Source organism: Variovorax sp. Varisp41 (assembly GCF_047325085.1).
Taxonomy (GTDB): Bacteria; Pseudomonadota; Gammaproteobacteria; order Burkholderiales; family Burkholderiaceae_C; genus Variovorax.
In genome coordinates, this window is the sequence record NZ_CP168540.1 from 6,065,182 (window position 1) to 6,081,917 (window position 16,736).

17 protein-coding genes are annotated in these 16,736 nt (G+C 69.1%); 11 read left to right on the top strand and 6 right to left on the bottom strand.

Annotation, left to right across the window (positions count from 1 at the left end):
• Positions 1 to 175 precede the first annotated feature (175 nt).
• The 10 genes from ACEN9J_RS28150 (at position 176) to ACEN9J_RS28195 (ending at position 11,385) form a co-directional block, all read left to right on the top strand.
• Positions 176 to 1,153: a LysR family transcriptional regulator gene (locus ACEN9J_RS28150; protein ID WP_057592004.1), complete on the top strand. Its 978-nt coding sequence runs from the start codon at positions 176 to 178 to the stop codon at positions 1,151 to 1,153.
• 141 nt (positions 1,154 to 1,294) lie between these two features.
• Positions 1,295 to 2,596, top strand: a complete 1,302-nt coding sequence (locus tag ACEN9J_RS28155; RefSeq protein ID WP_093340442.1) for an NCS2 family permease — start codon at positions 1,295 to 1,297, stop codon at positions 2,594 to 2,596.
• A 149-nt stretch (positions 2,597 to 2,745) separates the two neighbouring features.
• Positions 2,746 to 4,287, top strand: coding sequence for an ABC transporter ATP-binding protein (locus ACEN9J_RS28160; RefSeq protein WP_296797459.1), 1,542 nt, complete (start codon positions 2,746 to 2,748; stop codon positions 4,285 to 4,287).
• Positions 4,280 to 5,425, top strand: a complete 1,146-nt coding sequence (locus ACEN9J_RS28165) for an ABC transporter permease (RefSeq protein WP_413762641.1) — start codon at positions 4,280 to 4,282, stop codon at positions 5,423 to 5,425. The genes ACEN9J_RS28160 and ACEN9J_RS28165 overlap by 8 nt, the downstream gene beginning before the upstream one ends.
• A 330-nt stretch (positions 5,426 to 5,755) precedes the next feature.
• Positions 5,756 to 6,676 (top strand): ABC transporter permease, encoded by a 921-nt coding sequence (locus tag ACEN9J_RS28170; RefSeq protein WP_057591998.1) that lies wholly within the window; start codon positions 5,756 to 5,758, stop codon positions 6,674 to 6,676.
• Between the two features lie 50 nt (positions 6,677 to 6,726).
• Complete coding sequence (locus tag ACEN9J_RS28175) at positions 6,727 to 7,899, top strand: BMP family ABC transporter substrate-binding protein (RefSeq protein ID WP_057591996.1); 1,173 nt, start codon at positions 6,727 to 6,729, stop codon at positions 7,897 to 7,899.
• Positions 7,900 to 7,974: 75 nt separating this feature from the next.
• On the top strand, positions 7,975 to 8,367 hold the full coding sequence (locus ACEN9J_RS28180; RefSeq protein WP_413762642.1) for a hypothetical protein: 393 nt from the start codon (positions 7,975 to 7,977) through the stop codon (positions 8,365 to 8,367).
• 138 nt (positions 8,368 to 8,505) lie between these two features.
• Positions 8,506 to 9,192 (top strand): hypothetical protein, encoded by a 687-nt coding sequence (locus tag ACEN9J_RS28185; protein WP_413762643.1) that lies wholly within the window; start codon positions 8,506 to 8,508, stop codon positions 9,190 to 9,192.
• Positions 9,189 to 10,379 carry a glycoside hydrolase 100 family protein gene (locus tag ACEN9J_RS28190; protein WP_413762644.1) on the top strand — a complete coding sequence of 397 codons (1,191 nt, stop codon included), beginning with the start codon at positions 9,189 to 9,191 and terminating at the stop codon, positions 10,377 to 10,379. Before ACEN9J_RS28185 ends, ACEN9J_RS28190 begins: the two co-directional genes overlap by 4 nt.
• A gap of 88 nt (positions 10,380 to 10,467) precedes the next feature.
• Positions 10,468 to 11,385 (top strand): protein NO VEIN domain-containing protein, encoded by a 918-nt coding sequence (locus ACEN9J_RS28195; RefSeq protein WP_413762645.1) that lies wholly within the window; start codon positions 10,468 to 10,470, stop codon positions 11,383 to 11,385.
• Positions 11,386 to 11,389: 4 nt separating this feature from the next.
• On the opposite strand, the gene ACEN9J_RS28200 is transcribed toward ACEN9J_RS28195, so the two are convergent.
• The 6 genes from ACEN9J_RS28200 to ACEN9J_RS28225 all read right to left on the bottom strand — a co-directional run bounded on the left by ACEN9J_RS28200 (position 11,390) and on the right by ACEN9J_RS28225 (position 15,717).
• The gene (locus ACEN9J_RS28200; RefSeq protein ID WP_057591984.1) at positions 11,390 to 11,794 is read right to left on the bottom strand and encodes a nuclear transport factor 2 family protein; all 405 of its coding nucleotides are present in this window, start codon (positions 11,792 to 11,794) and stop codon (positions 11,390 to 11,392) included.
• A gap of 65 nt (positions 11,795 to 11,859) precedes the next feature.
• On the bottom strand, positions 11,860 to 12,198 hold the full coding sequence (locus tag ACEN9J_RS28205) for a hypothetical protein (protein ID WP_413762646.1): 339 nt from the start codon (positions 12,196 to 12,198) through the stop codon (positions 11,860 to 11,862).
• Between the two features lie 30 nt (positions 12,199 to 12,228).
• On the bottom strand, positions 12,229 to 13,515 hold the full coding sequence (locus tag ACEN9J_RS28210; RefSeq protein WP_413762647.1) for an NAD(P)/FAD-dependent oxidoreductase: 1,287 nt from the start codon (positions 13,513 to 13,515) through the stop codon (positions 12,229 to 12,231).
• Positions 13,512 to 14,258 (bottom strand): amino acid ABC transporter ATP-binding protein, encoded by a 747-nt coding sequence (locus ACEN9J_RS28215; RefSeq protein ID WP_261210816.1) that lies wholly within the window; start codon positions 14,256 to 14,258, stop codon positions 13,512 to 13,514. Before ACEN9J_RS28215 ends, ACEN9J_RS28210 begins: the two co-directional genes overlap by 4 nt.
• Positions 14,255 to 14,923: an ectoine/hydroxyectoine ABC transporter permease subunit EhuD gene (ehuD, locus tag ACEN9J_RS28220; RefSeq protein WP_057591978.1), complete on the bottom strand. Its 669-nt coding sequence runs from the start codon at positions 14,921 to 14,923 to the stop codon at positions 14,255 to 14,257. Before ehuD ends, ACEN9J_RS28215 begins: the two co-directional genes overlap by 4 nt.
• Positions 14,924 to 14,937: 14 nt before the next feature.
• Entirely contained in the window at positions 14,938 to 15,717 is a 780-nt protein-coding gene (locus tag ACEN9J_RS28225; protein WP_057591976.1) for an ABC transporter substrate-binding protein, read from the bottom strand.
• Positions 15,718 to 15,887: 170 nt separating this feature from the next.
• On the opposite strand from ACEN9J_RS28225, the gene ACEN9J_RS28230 reads away from it, so the two are divergent.
• The gene (locus ACEN9J_RS28230; RefSeq protein ID WP_093340419.1) at positions 15,888 to 16,712 is read left to right on the top strand and encodes an IclR family transcriptional regulator; all 825 of its coding nucleotides are present in this window, start codon (positions 15,888 to 15,890) and stop codon (positions 16,710 to 16,712) included.
• The last annotated feature ends 24 nt before the right edge of the window (positions 16,713 to 16,736 follow it).

The window sequence follows — 16,736 nt, forward strand, 5'->3', positions numbered from 1 at the left end:
GCCGAACGCAGAAGACGCGAAGAACACGCGGAAGTCGCAGAAAAGAAATCGAGGAAAACCTTCATGTCTTCCTTTGGCGACTTTCGCGAAAGCTTCGCGGCCTCCGCGTTCGGCTGTCCGACGCCGTGCCTCGGCTGTATAACGCCTCGCATCGACCACTTCCTTGCGGGCGGCCATGAGAGACCAGGCGCTTTTCGACAAGATCGACCTTCACCTGATCCGGGTGCTGCACACCGTGCTGACCGATCGCAGCGTCTCGCGCGCCGCGATCCGGCTCGGGATGTACCAGCCGGCGGTGTCGGCCGCGCTCAAGCGGCTGCGCGAGCTCTCGGGCGATCCGCTGCTGGTGCGTTCGGGCTCGGGCATGGTGCCCACCGATGCGGGGCTGCGCATGATCGAGCCGGCCGCGAGCATCCTGCGCGCGGCCGAGATGCTGTTCTCCGATGCGCGCGGCTTCGACCCGCAATCGGCCAGCACCACCTTCCGCATCGCGGCCAGCGACTACATGGACCCGATCTTCCTGCCCATGCTGGTGGCGCAGGTCAAGCGCGAGGCGCCGCTGTGCCACATCGAGATCCATCCGCTGTCGCCCGACTCCGACTACCACGGCCACCTGTCGCTGGGCCAGGTCGACGTGGTGATCGGCAACTGGCTCAAGCCACCCGAGGACCTGCACATGGCACGCCTGTTCGGTGACGAGGTGGTGTCGCTGGTGAACCAGGACCATCCGGCGGTGCGCCGCGGCTGGGACCTCGAGACCTGGCTGCAGGCCGAGCACATCGCGCCCACGCCCATGCACCCGGGCGGGCGCGGCATCATCGACCAGATGCTCGACGAGCTCGGGCGCCAGCGCAACATCACGGCGCGCTGCGCGCACTTCGGGCTGATCCCCGACATGGTGGCCTCGAGCCTGCTGGTGCTGACCACCGGCCGCCAGTACTGCGAGCGCTTCGCCGCGCGGCTGCCGCTGAAGATCCTCGACTGCCCGGTGGCGCTGCCGCGGCTCATGTACTACCAGCTCTGGCACGAGCGCACCCACTCGTCGAGCTCGGCGCGCTGGCTGCGCGAATGCATCAAGGACGTGGCGGCCTCGCTGCGTCCGCCCACCCCGCCCGCGCGCGATGCGCGCGATCCGCCGCCCCTGGGCGCCTGACGGCGCCGGCCCCCTCCCCAGAACCCCAAGGACATCGAGGCGCGAGCGAGCTCGCGCCAGGGACGGGCTCGGCCCGCTTTTTCTTCAGAACGACGCCGCACGACGCGACACGAGACAACACATCCCGGAGACAAGAAACCCATGAACTGGATCGACAAGGTGTTCAAGCTCAACGAACACAACACCACCGTGCGCACCGAGGTCATCGCGGGGCTCACCACCTTCCTGACGATGGCCTACATCATCTTCGTCAACCCCTCGATCCTCGGCGACGCGGGCATGCCCAAGGGCGCGGTCTTCGTCGCCACCTGCCTGATCGCGGCGCTGGGCACGCTGATCATGGGCCTGTACGCCAACTACCCGATCGCCATGGCGCCGGGCATGGGCCTGAACGCCTACTTCGCCTACGTGGTCGTGCTCGGCATGGGCTACACGTGGCAGACCGCGCTGGGCGCGGTCTTCATCTCGGGCTGCCTGTTCCTGATCGTCACGGTCACGGGGCTGCGCGAGCTGTTCATCCAGGGCATACCGCAGTCGCTGCGAACGGCGATCACGGTGGGCATCGGCATGTTCCTCGCGCTGATCGCGCTCAAGAGCGCGGGCGTGGTCGCGGCCTCGCCGGCGACCTTCGTGACCTTGGGCGACCTGCACTCGGCGCCGGTGGTGCTGGCCACGCTGGGCTTCCTGATCATCGTGGTGCTCGACAAGCTCAAGGTGCGCGGCGCGATCCTGATCGGCATCGTCACGGTCACGGTGCTGTCCTTCTTCTTCGGCGGCAACAAGTTCCACGGCGTGTTCGCGCCGCCGCCCTCGATCGCGCCCACCTTCATGCAGCTCGACATCCTGAGCGCGCTCAAGGGCGGCATCCTCAACGTGGTGCTGGTGTTCTTCCTGGTCGAGATGTTCGACGCCACCGGCACGCTGATGGGCGTGGCCAAGCGCGCCGGGCTGCTGGTGCCCGGCAAGATGGAGCGCATGAACAAGGCGCTCCTGGCCGACAGCGGCGCGATCTTCGCGGGCTCGCTGCTCGGCACCTCGAGCACCACGGCCTACGTGGAGAGCGCGGCCGGCGTGCAGGCCGGCGGGCGTACCGGCCTCACGGCCGTGGTGGTGGCGGTGCTGTTCCTGGCCTGCCTGATGATCTCGCCGCTCGCGGGCTCGGTGCCGGCCTATGCCACCGCGCCGGCGCTGCTGTTCGTGGGCTGCCTGATGCTGCGCGACCTGGTCGAGCTCGACTGGGAGGACACCACCGAGGTCATCCCCGCGGCCGTGACCGCGCTGGCCATGCCCTTCACCTACTCGATCGCCAACGGCCTGGCCTTCGGCTTCATCACCTACGCCGTGCTCAAGCTGTTCACCGGCCGGGCACGGGAAGTGCATGCCATGGTGTGGGTCATCGCCGCCATCTTCCTGTTCAAGTTCGTCTATGTGACCGGCCACTGAGCCGGAAACCGAACGCAAGCCCCGGAGTCGGGGTCTTCCATCGTCCGGATTCCGCAGGGACGCTATTAAACTTATAGCTATCGACGTACATCGGAACCCGCGAGACGAGGCCCATTCCTGTACCGAACGAGACAACCCACGGAACCGGCATGACAACACCCAGACTCCAGCTCGCGCACATCACCAAGCGCTACCCGGCGGTGGTCGCCAACAGCGACATCTCGCTGGCGGTGCAACCGGGCGAGATCCACGCCGTGCTCGGCGAGAACGGCGCCGGCAAGTCGACGCTGATGAAGATCATCTACGGCTCGGTCAAGCCCGACGAGGGCAGCGTCGCCTTCGACGGCCAGCCGGTGAACCTGCGCAACCCGCAGCAGGCGCGCGCGCTGGGCATCAGCATGGTGTTCCAGCACTTCAGCCTGTTCGACACCCTCACGGTGGCCGAGAACGTCTGGCTCGGCCTCGACAAGTCGCTGGCGCTGGCCGACGTGGCGCGCAGCATCACGGCCAAGGCGAGCGAGTACGGCCTCGACATCGATCCCGCGCGGCCGGTCCATACGCTGTCGGTGGGCGAGATGCAGCGGGTGGAGATCATCCGCGCGCTGCTGACCGACCCCAAGCTGCTGATCCTCGACGAGCCGACCTCGGTGCTCACGCCGCAGGCGGTGGTCAAGCTGTTCGGGGTGCTCAACAAGCTGGCCTCCGAGGGCTGCAGCATCCTCTACATCAGCCACAAGCTGCACGAGATCCGCGAGCTGTGCACCGCCTGCACGGTGTTGCGCGGCGGCAAGGTCACGGGGGTGTGCAACCCGAAGAACGAGAGCAACGAGTCGCTGTCGCGGCTGATGATCGGCAGCGAGCCGCCGCCGCTCGAGCACCGGCCGGTGCATGCGGGCGCGGTGGCGCTGCGCGTGCAGGGCCTCACGCTGGCGCGCGAGGACCAGTTCGGCGTGGACCTCGAGGGCGTGTCCTTCGAGGTGCGCGCGGGCGAGGTGGTGGGCATTGCGGGCGTGTCGGGCAATGGCCAGAAGGAACTGCTCTACACGCTCTCGGGCGAGGACGTGCGCGCCGAGGCGGCGATGGTGCGGGTGTTCGACCAGCCGGCCGGCCGGCTGCGCCCGCGCGCGCGCCGTGCGCTGGGCCTGCACTTCGTGCCCGAGGAACGGCTGGGCCGCGGCGCGGTGCCCACGCTGGGGCTCGCGCACAACCTGCTGCTGACACGCGGCGACGCGGTGGGCCGTGGCGGCTGGATCCGCACCGGTGCGCTCGAGCGCCAGGCCAGGTCCATCATCGAGCGCTTCAAGGTCAAGGCCGGCGGCCCGAAGGCGGCGGCGCGCTCGCTATCGGGCGGCAACCTGCAGAAGTTCATCGTCGGCCGCGAGATCGACGCCAACCCGAAGCTGTTCATCGTCTCGCAGCCGACCTGGGGCGTGGACGTGGGCGCGGCCGCGCTGATCCATGCCGAGATCCTCGCGCTGCGCGACGCGGGCTGCGCGGTGCTGGTGATCAGCGAGGAGCTCGACGAGCTCTTCAGCATCAGCGACCGGCTGCACGTGATCGCCAAGGGGCGGCTGTCGCCCTCGATCGACCGCGCGGCCGCCACGCTGGCGCAGATCGGCGAATGGATGAGCGGGCTGTGGCCGGGCCAACCCGGCAAGAGCCACAAGAACCAGGAGGCGGCCCATGCTTAAGCTCGAACCCCGTCCGGAGCTCTCGCGCTTCTGGACCTTCGCCTCGCCGATCCTGGCGCTGCTGATCACGGTGCTGATCGGCGTGGCGCTGTTCGCCGCGCTCGGCAAGGACCCGGTCAAGGGCCTGCTGGTGTTCTTCTACGAGCCGATCAAGAACGGCTATGCGCTGGGCGAGCTGACGGTGAAGGCCACGCCGCTTCTGATCATCGCGCTTGGCCTGGCGGTGTGCTTCCGCTCCAACGTGTGGAACATCGGCGCCGAGGGCCAGTTCGTGTTCGGCGCGATTGCCGCGGGCGGCGTGGCGCTGATGGCCGACAAGACCACGGGCGGCTGGATCGTGCTGGCGATCCTGGTGGCGGGCACGCTGGGCGGCATGGTCTGGGCCGGCATCGTGGCCTGGCTGCGCGACCGCTTCAACGCGAACGAGATCCTGGTGAGCCTGATGCTGGTGTACGTGGCGACGCTGCTGCTGAGCTACATGGTGTTCGGCCCCTGGAAGGATCCGAACGGCTACAACTTCCCGCAGTCGAAGACCTTTGAGGCGGTGACGCAGATCCCGCGCCTGTTCAAGGGCTCGCGCGTGACGATCGGGGTGATCATCGCGCTGGTGGGGGTGGGGGCGCTGTGGGTGTTCCTGTTCCGCACGCGCGCGGGCTTCGCGCAGCAGGTCGGCGGCCTCGCGCCTGCGGCGTCGCGCTATGCGGGCTTCTCGGCGCGCCGCGCGGTGTGGATCGCGCTGCTGACCTCGGGTGGCGCGGCCGGCCTGGCCGGTGCGCTCGAGGTGGCGGGCCCGCTCGGCCAGCTCACGCCCTACGTGCCGGCCGGCTACGGCTTCGCGGCCATCATCGTGGCCTTCGTCGGCCGCCTGCATCCGGTGGGGATGGTGTTCTCGGCGATCCTGATGAGCATGTTCTACATCGGCGGCGAGCTCGCGCAGTCGCGGCTCGGGCTGCCGAAGTCGCTGACGGGGGTGTTCCAGGGGCTGCTGCTGTTCACGCTGCTGGCTTGCGATACCTTGATCGCCTACCGGGTTCGGCGCAAGGCGGCTGCGAAGGCTGCGGTGCTCACGACGAGTTCTTTGCAGGCGAGTACGCCTTTGACTGCGCCGGTTGCGCGTACGACCGAGGGGGCGCTGTGATGTTGTCCTGCGCTTTCGATCTGGTTCGTTCGGGGTGGGCTCACGCCGACGGCGTACTCCCCTCCGCGAATGTCCCCCGGCCTGCGGCCTCCTCCTTTATTTCGCTGCGGGGAGTACGCCATCGACGTGAGCCTGGGGCAGGTCGGTTGAACCGGCCGGCACAACGACTGCGCCCACGTGCACAGGGCAGTGGGTGCTTCCCGCAGCGAAATAAAGGAGGAGCCGAAGGCGGGGGACATTCGCGGAGGGAAGTACCCGCTGTCCTGTGCACGCGCCCCGACCGTCCCCTCTGCACCCCGAGCAACCCAAGCAACGAGAGCCACTAAAAAAATGGACAGCTACGCACTCCTGCTCGGCTCCACCCTGAGCGCCGGCACCGTCCTCGCCATCGCCGCGCTAGGCCTTCTCATCAACGAGAAAGCCGGCATCGTCAACCTCGGCGCCGAGGGCATGATGCTGTGCGCCGCCATCGCCGGTTTCGCCACCGTGGTGACCACCCACAACCCCTGGCTCGGCCTGCTCGCCGGCATGGCCGCCGGGGCCTTGCTGGCCGCCTTCTTCGGCGTGCTCGTCATCTGGCTCAACACCAACCAGTACGCCACCGGCCTCGCGCTGAGCCTGTTCGGTGTCGGCTTCTCGGCCTTCGCCGGCATCAACTTCGTGCAGGCCAAGCTGCCCGAGAGCGCCAGCTATGCGATTCCCGTGCTGGCCGACATTCCGCTGCTCGGCCCCGCGCTGTTCCGCCATCACCCGATGGTCTACGTCGCCGTGCTGCTGACCGTGGGCCTGATCTGGTTTCTCTACCGCACGCGCGCCGGCCTCGTGCTGCGCTCGGTCGGCGAGTCGCCCGAATCGGCGCATGCGCTGGGCTATCCGGTGCGGCGCATCCGCCTCATGGCCGTGATCGCGGGCGGGGCGCTGTGCGGCCTTTCGGGCGCGTATCTCTCGACCGTCTACACCCCGCTGTGGGTCGAGGGCATGGTCGCGGGCCGCGGCTGGATCGCGCTGGCGCTCACCACCTTCGCCACCTGGCGGCCGATGCGCGTGCTGCTGGGCGCCTACCTGTTCGGCGGCGTCTCGATGCTGGGCTTCCACCTGCAGAGCAGCGGCGTCGACGTGCCCTCGCAGTTCCTCAGCATGCTGCAGTACATCGCGCCCATCGTGGTGCTGGCCCTGATCTCGCGCAACCCCGCATTCATTCGCGTCAACATGCCGGCTTCGATCGGGAAACCGTTCTACCCCGGCTCATAATCGCGGTTTTCGTTTTTCCGCCAACCCGTCCTTTTTGAGGATTTCCGACAATGAATGATCTGAACAAGCGCTCCCTGCTCAAGCTCGCCGCCCTCACGGCGGTCGCTTCGGCAGCCTTGATCGGCTGCGGCAAGAAAGAAGAAGCGGCAGCACCGGCCGCCGCGCCCGCACCGGCTCCGGCACCCGCCGCCGCAGCGCCGGCTCCGGCAGCGCCGCTCAACATCGCATTCGCATACATCGGACCCGTGGGCGACGGCGGCTGGACCTTCGCGCACGACAACGGCCGCAAGGCGCTCGAGAAGGAATTCGGCGACAAGATCAAGACCACCTTCGTGGAAAGCGTGCCCGAGGGCGCCGACGCCGAGCGCGTGTTCCGCGACATGGTCGGCCAGGGCAACAAGCTGATCTTCGGCACCACCTTCGGCTACATGGAGCCCATGCTCAAGGTGGCCAACGACAGCAAGGACGTCAAGTTCGAGCATGCCACCGGCTACAAGACCGCCGAGAACATGCGCACCTACGACAGCCGCACCTACGAAGGTGCGTACATGGCCGGCATCATCGCGGGCGCCATGACCAAGTCGAACACGCTCGGCGTCGTCGGCTCGGTGCCGATCCCCGAAGTGCTGCGCAACATCAACAGCTTCACGCTCGGCGCCCAGTCGGTCAACCCGAAGATCACGACCAAGGTCGTGTGGGTCAACGAGTGGTTCAGCCCGCCGAAGGAAACCGAGGCCGCCACCGCCCTCATCAACGGCGGCGCCGACATCCTGTTCCAGAACACCGACTCGCCGGCCGTGCTCAAGACCGCGCAGGAAAAGGGCAAGCGCGCCTTCGGCTGGGACTCCGACATGACCGCCTACGGTCCCAAGGCCCACCTGGGCTCGGCCACCATCAACTGGGCGCCGTACTACATCAAGGCCACGCAGGACGCGCTCGACGGCAAGTGGGCCACCGGCCAGGCCTGGTGGGGCGTCAAGGAAGGCGCCATCGACCTCGTGTCGATCGCCGAAGACGTGCCGGCCGAAGCCAAGGCCAAGGTCGACGAAGTCAAGAAGGGCCTGAAGGACGGCAGCTTCTCGATCTGGAAGGGCCCGATCCTCGGCCAGGACGGCAAGGAAGTGGTCGCCAAGGACGCGGTCGCCGACGACAAGTTCCTGACCGGCATCAACTTCTACGTCAAGGGCGTCGAAGGCAAGGTGCCGGGCGGCGACAAGAAGTAAACAAGCAAGCTGCTTCGCGTCGCGATGCAGGCAAGGCCGCCTTCGGGGCGGCCTTTTTCATGGAGGATCCGTTCGATGCTGCGCAGTCTTCGCCCCTTCATTGCCGCCGTCCTCGCGGCGCTGGTCTCGCTGCCCGCCGCCGCGGCGGGCGAGACGCCGCCGCGTTTCTCGAAGGACGAGCAGCCGCTGCGCCAGGCCGTCGAGGATGCCGCGATGTGCTTCCACTTCGCCGGCGAATTCGGCGGCGACGGCTCGGCGCGGGACCGCGAGGTGAAACGGGAGATGGCCAAGGTCTGCAAGGACGATAGCCAGCAGCGCGTGATGCAGGCCTACCGCAAGAACCCGCGCGACCGGCGGCTCTATCCCGCGGTGCTGATGCTCGACGGGATGGTCAAGGGGCCGGCGCTGACCGAGGCCGAGAAGGCGCGGCTGTGCGCGGTGGCGAAGACGGAGCTGGTGTGTCCCTGAGGGACGGCCTGCTTTTTCGGGCGGGCCGCATCGTGCGCCGCGACCTACAGCCGGGCGCCACCCACCTGTGGATACTGTGAGCCGACGCACGGCCCGCGCGCGATGCGGGCCTTTTCTTCAGAACGCCACGGCTTCCCGATGCGCAACTCACTCGACTTCACATCCTGGCAAGGCCTGCTCTCGACCCTGCTCGGCCTGGTGCTGGTGTCGCTGGTCGCGGTCGGCATCCGCATCGTCGTGATGCTCAGCGTGCAGCAGCGGCGCGAGCGGCAGAACCGGCAGATCAACGAGCGGCTCAAGACCCTGATCGCGGCCTACAAGGTGCTCGGCGGCTCGTTCACCGGCGAGCTCGCGGTCGACCCCAGCCATCTGCGCGAACTGCGCACGCGCGGCCTGCAGGCCGAGGCCGAAGGCGGCGCCGACGCCGGACTGCCTGCCTCGGACCGGCGCCGCCGCATCCGTGACGCGGTCGAGACCGCGCTGTCCGACGTGATCCTGCTCGGCACCGAGGAGCAGGTGCGGCTGGCCGCGAAGGCCGCGGCCGACATGGTCGCGGGCCGCAGCGTGGAGACGGCCGAGCTCGTGGTCTCGCTGCGCACCTTCATCCGCGCGGTGCTCGACCTCGATCCGGTGCCGCCGACGCTCGGCATCCCGAAGCAGGGGCCGCTGCGGCTCAAGGGCACGGCCACGCGAGGCGAGCGCGCGGGCGGTGGCGGCGGCATGGGCGGCGGTGGCATGGGCGCGGGCCTCGGGGCCGGCATGGGCCTGCACCATGGCGCGGCCGAGGCCGAAGCCACGATCTCCAGCGAACGCACCGACCCATGACCGATACGACGCTCGACACCTCCTCCCTCGCGCTCGTCGACGCCTGCACCCAGGCCTCGCTCGCGCTGCTCGAAGCCAACCTCACGCCGCACGGCATCCTGGCCGCGAGCCGCACCGAGGCCGCGGTGGCGCGGCGCTACACGCGCATCTTCGGGCGCGACGCGGCGATCTGCGTGATGGCGATGTGCGGCAGCGGCGTGCCTGCGCTCGAGCACGGCGCGGTCGCGAGCCTCGACGCGCTCGCGGCGCAGCAGGCGGCCAACGGGCAGATCCCGAAATACGTCGATCCCGAGGGCCAGGACGCCGATTTCTGGTATCTGGGCTGCATCGACGCCACGCTCTGGTGGCTGATCGCGGTGGACTACGTGCGCCGCCACGGCAAGGTGGGCGCCACGCATTGGGCCGATGGCGTGCAGCGCGCGGTCGGCTGGCTGCTGGCGCAGGAGCACCAGCACTTCCGGCTGCTGCAGCAGAACGAGGCCAGCGACTGGGCCGACATCATGCCGCGCTCGGGCTACGTGCTCTACACCAACGCGCTGTGGTTCGACGTCAAGCGCCGCTTCGCGATCGCGCAGGCCGACGAGACCCGGCACCACTTCAACCACCTGTTTAACCCGTTCCAGCGCGACCTGCCCGAATACCACCGCGCGCGGCTGCTGCAGCACTACGCGCGGCGCGGCCGGCGCGATCCGGGGCTGTACCTGAGCTTCGTCAACCTCGCGGTGGTGGGCGACGAGGGCGATGTGTTCGGCAACGTGCTGGCGATCCAGGCCGGGCTGGCCGACGAGGCGATGGCGCACAGCATCGTCAACACCATCGAGGGCGCGCGCGCGAGCGATCCCTACCCGGTGCGCGTGGTGCTGCATCCGCTGTCGCCGCAGCACGACCTGTGGCGCGCCTACATGGGCCGGCACCGGCAGAACCTGGTGCACCAGTACCACAACGGCGGCATCTGGCCCTTCGTGGGCGGCTTCTGGGCGATGGCGCTCGCGAAGCTGGGGCTCGAGGCCGAGGGCTGGGCCGAGCTCGCGAAGCTGGCGCGGGCCAACGAGCTCGACGGCTGGCGCTTCACCGAGTGGTTCCATGGCCGCACGCTGGCGCCGATGGGCATGGCGGGCCAGAGCTGGAATGCGGCCACCTTCCTGCTGGCGCGGCGCGCGCTCGAGGGCGTCGCCACGGCCTGGTGAGGGGGCGCTCGAGGGCGGCCGGTTTCCGGTTGCGGCATACTCGCCACCCCCCGCAATCTCCAATCTGCCTCTCGCACAAGACCCCCGCATGGACAAGGAAGTCGACCCCAAAGTACTCGCCGTCATCGATGAGATGCGTCTCTCCGGCCCCCGGCTCACGCCGGTCGACATCGTCGCCAAGATGGGTGTGTTCGACGCGCGCGAGAAGGCCTCGGACCACGCCTGGCTCGCCACCGGCGACAACGTGATCGCCACCATCTGGGGCGAGTACGTCAACCTCGGCGAGGGCGGGCGCTGGTTCTGCCTCGAGTCGCTCGACGTGCAGTTCCGCCCCGGCGGCGGCCCGCGCACCGCGTTCCAGTCGCAGCGCGCCGCCGATCGCCTCGCGCTGCTCAAGCGCACCTTCGACGCCGGCCAGGATTTCCGCGCCGTGGTGCAGACCAACCGCATCGCCATCGGCGAGATCGAGACCAACCGCAGCGCCAAGGTCTCCACGCGCGTGCGCGACGACGCGGAATGGCACGTCGCGAGCTGGGAACCCGAGCGCAAGTTCGCGGTGCTGGTGCGCGGTCCGCGCGGCTGGGTGCCCGACGAGGCCGCGATCCAGGCCGCCCGCGCCAAGGGCAACGTGCCCGACGAGGCCGCGGCCGGTGCCGACGGCGCGGCGAAGCTGGGCTCGGCCGAGGCCGTGCAGGAGGCCGCCATGGACTACGTGATGCGCCACTTCAAGGGCTACGGCTACAACGCCGAGGACGTGCGCAGCCAGAAGACCGGCTACGACATCGTGGTGTCGAACGCGAAGGGCGCGACCCTGCTCAAGGTCACGGTCAAGGGCACGGCCTCGGGCTTCCCGACCTTCCGCCTCACGCGCGAGGAGCAGCTGAGCTCGGTCGGCGAGCCGTTGTGGCGCCTGCTGGTGGTGTCCGACGTGGCGACCACCACGGCCGCGCACAAGATCTACAAGCCCACCGAGATGACGCAGGCGCCCGGCTTCGAGCCGCTCTGAACCGTCAGGCCCGGGGCTGCTGCTGCGCGGCCTGCAGCTGCGCCGCCATCTTCTGGTGGATCAGGTTCACGGCCTTCAGCGGGCGCAGCATCACCTTGAACTCGGTGATCTTGCCGGCGTCGTTCCAGCGGATCATGTCGACGCCGTTGACCACGATGCCGTCGAGCTCCACCTCGAACTCGAGCACCGCGTCGCGCTCGGCCTTCACTTCGCGCACGTAGCGGAAGCTCGGGTTGAAGAAGACCTCGAAGGCCGCGGCCAGGTAGCGGCGCGTGATCTCCTTGCCGACCTGCGGCTTGTGCACCACCGGCGAATGGAAGACGGCGTTCTCGTCGAGCAGGATGTCGAGCCCCGCCGCGTCGTGCGTCTTCACGAGCTGGTGCCAGGTGGAAAGCGTGTCGATCGCCATGTCGTGTGTCCGATGCTGTGGATGGATGGAGCACGCCATGGTATCGGCTGGCCGCCCTGCGTGTGCTATTGGTCGACGCTCGAGAGCGCCCTGAGCACGGCCACGCCCCGATAGGCCCGCCAGAGCCCGAAGGGCACCAGCAGCAGGCCGGCCAGCCGATGCCACGACGGCTCCAGGGACAGCGCGGCCCAGATCCCGAGCGCGGCGATGAGCAGGCCGCCGACGATATTGACCACACCGCCACTGAGCCACTGCACCTGGAGCAGCCGCGCCGTCAGCGACAGCATGCGGTCGGCCACCTTGAGCCCGAGCCGGTCGGCCAGCACATAGAGCCCGAGCAGCAGCAACGGCGCCACGGCGATGCCGATCAGGAGATACGCCGCGATGCTGATCAGGGTGTGCATGCGGCCCAGCTTATCAAGCGGGGCGCCGGCTCAGGAGAAGCGATCGAGCAGGCTGTACCAGGCCACGCCGGCCGCGATGTAGAAGCGCTGCAGTCCATGCAGCGGGATCGGCCGCAGCGGCGTCACCGGGTAAGGGAAATCCGCCCCCGGCTGCAGCAGCCGCGCCGCCACGTGCCGGCCCATGCTGGTGGCCAGCGCGATGCCGCGCCCGTTGTAGCCCAGCGCGATCGTGAGGCCCGGCGCGGGCGTGTGCACATGCGGCATGAAGTCGCGCGTGACGGCGATGCGGCCGGCCCAGCGGTACTCGTATTCGAGCGGCCCGAGCTGCGGGAACAGCAGTTCGAGCGAGCGCTCGAGGTGCGCGAAATCGGCCGGCCCGGCCGGATCGGCGAAGTGGCCGCGCCCGCCCATCAGCAGCCGGCCCTGCGCGTCCTTGCGGAAGTACAGCAGCAGGCGCTGTGAGGTCGAGGCGGTCTCGCCGCCCGGCAGGATGGCGTGCGCGGCCGCGCCCTGCAGCGGCGCGGTCGCGACGATGAAGCTGTTGGCCGCGAGTACCGTGCGCGAGAGGCCGGGCCACAGGCCGCCGGTGTAGCCGTTGGTCGCGATCAGCACCTGGTCGGCGACCACGCTCGCGCCGCTGGCCGTAGCCGCATGCCACTGCGTACCGCGGCGTTCGAGCGCGGTGACCGCGCTGCCGCCGTGCACCGATGCGCCCGCCGCCTGCGCCGCGCGCACCAGCCCGCGCGTGTAGGCCAGCGGCTGGATGCCACCCGCGCGGCCGTCGAGCCAGCCGCCCGCGAAGGCCTCGGTGCCCAGGCGCGCCGCCACGTCGGCGCGGTCGAGCATCTGCGTGGCGACGCCGCGCCGCGCCCATTGCTCGGCGCGCGCATGCATGGCGGCGATGTGCTTGGGCGAGTAGGCCACCTGCAGCCAGCCTTTGCGCACCGGCTGGCAGTCGATGCCGTGGCGTTCGATCAGCTCGAACACCAGGTCGGCCGAGCGCGAGACCGCGTCGATCAGCGGCTCGGCGCGCGGGGCGCCGTAGAGCCGCACCAGCTCGTCGGGATCGTGCTTGAGCGTGGGATTGACCTGGCCGCCGTTGCGCCCCGAGGCGCCCCAGCCCGGCTCGTGCGCCTCGAGCACGCAGACCTTCGCGCCGGCCTCGGCCAGGTGCAGCGCGGCCGACAGGCCCGTGAAGCCGGCGCCGACGATCAGCACGTCGGCGCGCCGCGAACCCGCCAGCGGTGGCGTCGGCGGTGCCGCCGGCGCGGTGGCTGCCCACAGCGAGGGAGGCAGTGTGGATGTCGCGATGCTCACGCGCGCACCTCCGCCGACGGATGCAGCACGCGGCGCAGGAAGTCCTGCGTGCGCGCCTGGCGCGGCGCGCCCAGCATCTGCGCGGCCGGGCCTTCCTCGACGATGCTGCCGCTGTGCAGGAAGCACACGCGGTCGGCCACCTCGCGCGCGAAGCCCATCTCGTGCGTGACCACGATCATGGTCATGCCCTCGTCGGCCAGCGCACGCATCACGCCGAGCACGTCGCCCACGAGCTCGGGGTCGAGCGCCGAGGTGGGTTCGTCGAACAGCATGGCCTCGGGCTTCATCGCGAGCGCGCGCGCGATCGCCACGCGCTGCTGCTGGCCGCCCGAGAGCTGCGCCGGCCAGGCCTGCGCCTTCTCGGCCAGCCCGACCTTGGCGAGCAGCACGAGCGCCTCCTCGCGCGCCTGCGCCGGATTCTGGCGCAGCACGTGCACCGGGCCCTCCATCACGTTCTCGATCACGGTGCGGTGCGGGAACAGGTTGAAGCGCTGGAACACCATGCCCATGCGGCTGCGCAGCCGGTGGATGGCGGGTGAGTTCCGGTCCACGCGCTCGCCGAAGGCGCGCACCTCGCCGCCCTCGTACGACTCGAGGCCGTTGATGCAGCGCAGCACCGTCGACTTGCCCGAACCCGAGGGGCCGATCAGGCACACCACTTCGCCCTTGTCCACGCGCAGGCTCACGCCCTGCAGCACGCGGTGCGCGCCGAAGCGCTTCTCCAGGCCTTCGACGTGGATCATGGCTTTCTCCTTCCGGCGCCGAAGCGCGCCTCGAGCCGGCGCAGGCCCCAGACCAGCGGCAGGCTCATCAAGAGGTAGAGCAGCGCGACCAGCGTGTAGACCGTCATGTTCTGGAAGGTGGAGGAGGCGATCAGCTGGCCCGCGCGCGTCATCTCGGCCACCGTGATGGTCGAGACCAGCGAGGAGTCCTTGAGCATCATCACCAGCGTGTTGCCGTAGGGCGGCAGCGCGATGCGGAAGGCCTGCGGCAGGATCACGCGCCGCATGATCAGCGCCGAGCGCATGCCCATGGCCTGCGCGGCCTCGCGCTGGCCCGGGTCGACGGCCTCGATGCCGGCGCGGAAGTTCTCGGCCTGGTAGGCCGAGTAGGCGATGCCCAGCCCGATCACGCCGGCCTGGAAGGCCGTGAGCTGCACGCCGAACTCGGGCAGCACGAAGTAGATGTAGAACAGCTGCACGATGATCGGCAGCCCGCGGATCACGTTGACGATCACCGCGCCGGTCCACGAGACGGCGCGCACCGGCGACAGCTTCATCAGCGCCAGCGCGAGGCCGAGCACGCTGCTCAGCAGGAACGACAGCACGGTGACCTGCACCGTGACCACCGCGCCCTGCAGCAGGATCGGCAGGAAGTCCTGCGCGTGTTGGAGGAACGAGGAGGCCATGGCTCAGCGCGCGCTCAGATGCCCCATTTCTGGACGATCTTCGCGAGCGTGCCGTCGGCCTTGATCGCGGCGATGGCCTTGTTCAGCCGCGCCAGCGTCTCGGTGTCGCCCTTGCGCACCACCAGGCAGACGTCGCCCACGTTCACCGGCTTGTAGCTGTCGACCAGCTTCACGCCCGGGAAGGTGTTCTGCCGGATCTGGTAGGCCATGATGGGCTGGTCGCCGAGGCCGGCCTTGATGCGGCCGAGCGAGAGGTCGCGCGTCATGTCGGCCACCGAGTCGTAGCTGCGCACCTCCTTGAAGATGCCCTTCTTGTTGAGCATGTCGAGGAACACGGTGCCGACCTGCGCGCCCACCACCTCGCCCTTGAGCTCGTCGAGCGTGGCGTAGGCGCGGGTGTCGTCGGCCTTGACGATCAGGCCCTCGCCGTACGAATAGACCGGGTCGCTGAAGTCGACCACCTCCTGGCGCGCGGGCGTCTTGAGCATGGCGGCCGAGACGATGTCGATCTTGCGCGCCGTGAGCGAGGGGATCAGCGCCGAGAACACGGTCTGCTGCACGTTGACCGTGAAGCCGCCCGCCTTGCCGACCGCGGTGACGGTGTCGACCATCATTCCCTGGATGCTGTTGCTCTTCACGTCGAGGAAGGTGAAGGGCACGCCGGTGGCGGTGGCGCCCACGTTGAAGCTGGCCGGGGCCGCGCCCTGGGCCGCCGCGAACGAGGCGGCGCCGGCGATGCAGAGGCCGAGCGCGAGGCGGCGCAGCGGGCGGAGGTGGCGAACGATGCGATTCATGGAAGCACTCCTCAGGACAAGAGACAGAGAAAGGAAGGAAGCAGGGTCAACGCAACGTGCATGCCAATAATCGATTCGATTGACTCTTTAATCAATAAATGAAAACCACTAGTCGAATTGATCGTATCGATATTCGATATTTCGACGGGCCCTAGCTATACTTCGACGCCATGGACCCCACGACCGCCCCCACCGGGACCGCCGACGACGCGGCGCCCGAGGACAGCCAGAGCCTTCTCTTCAACCAGTCGCTCGAGAAGGGCCTGGCCGTGCTGCGCGCCTTCAGCGCGCGGCGGCGCACCATGACGCTGGCCGACGTGGCCGCGGCCACCGACATCACCAAGAGCTCGGCCCAGCGCATGGTCTTCACGCTCGAGAAGCTCGGCTACCTGCGCAAGCATCCGAAGACGCGGCGCTACCAGCTCACGCCGCGCGTGATGGAGATCGGCTTCAACTACCTCGCGGCCAATGCGCTGATCGACGTGGCGAACCCATACCTGTCGGAACTCACCAAGGTGACGACCGAGACCTCCTGCCTCACCGAGCCCGACGGGCTGGACATGGTCTACGTGGCGCGCTTCGTGAGCGCGCAGTTCGTGCCGGTGCACATGCCGATCGGCAGCCGCATCCCGATGTACTGCACCGCCTCGGGCCGCGCCTTCCTGAGCGCGCTGCCCGAGGACGAGGCGCGCGCGCTGATCGAGGCCTCGGACCGGGTGGCCCACACCACCCACACGCTGACCGAGGTCGAGGCGATCCTGGCCACCTTGCGCCAGGCACGGCTGCAGGGCTTCGCGACCAATGCCGAGGAGCTGTTCCTCGGCGACATGACCATCGCCGCGCCGGTGCTCGGCAGCCAGGGCCGGCCGGTGGCCTCGGTGCACGTGGTCGCGCCCACCAGCCGCTGGACGCTGGAGGAGGCGGTGCGCAAGCTGGCGCCCACCTTGCTCTTGTGCGCGCGCTCGCTCACGAGCTCGGCGCGCAGCCTCGATTGAGGCCATACGGTTTCGCGCATTGCG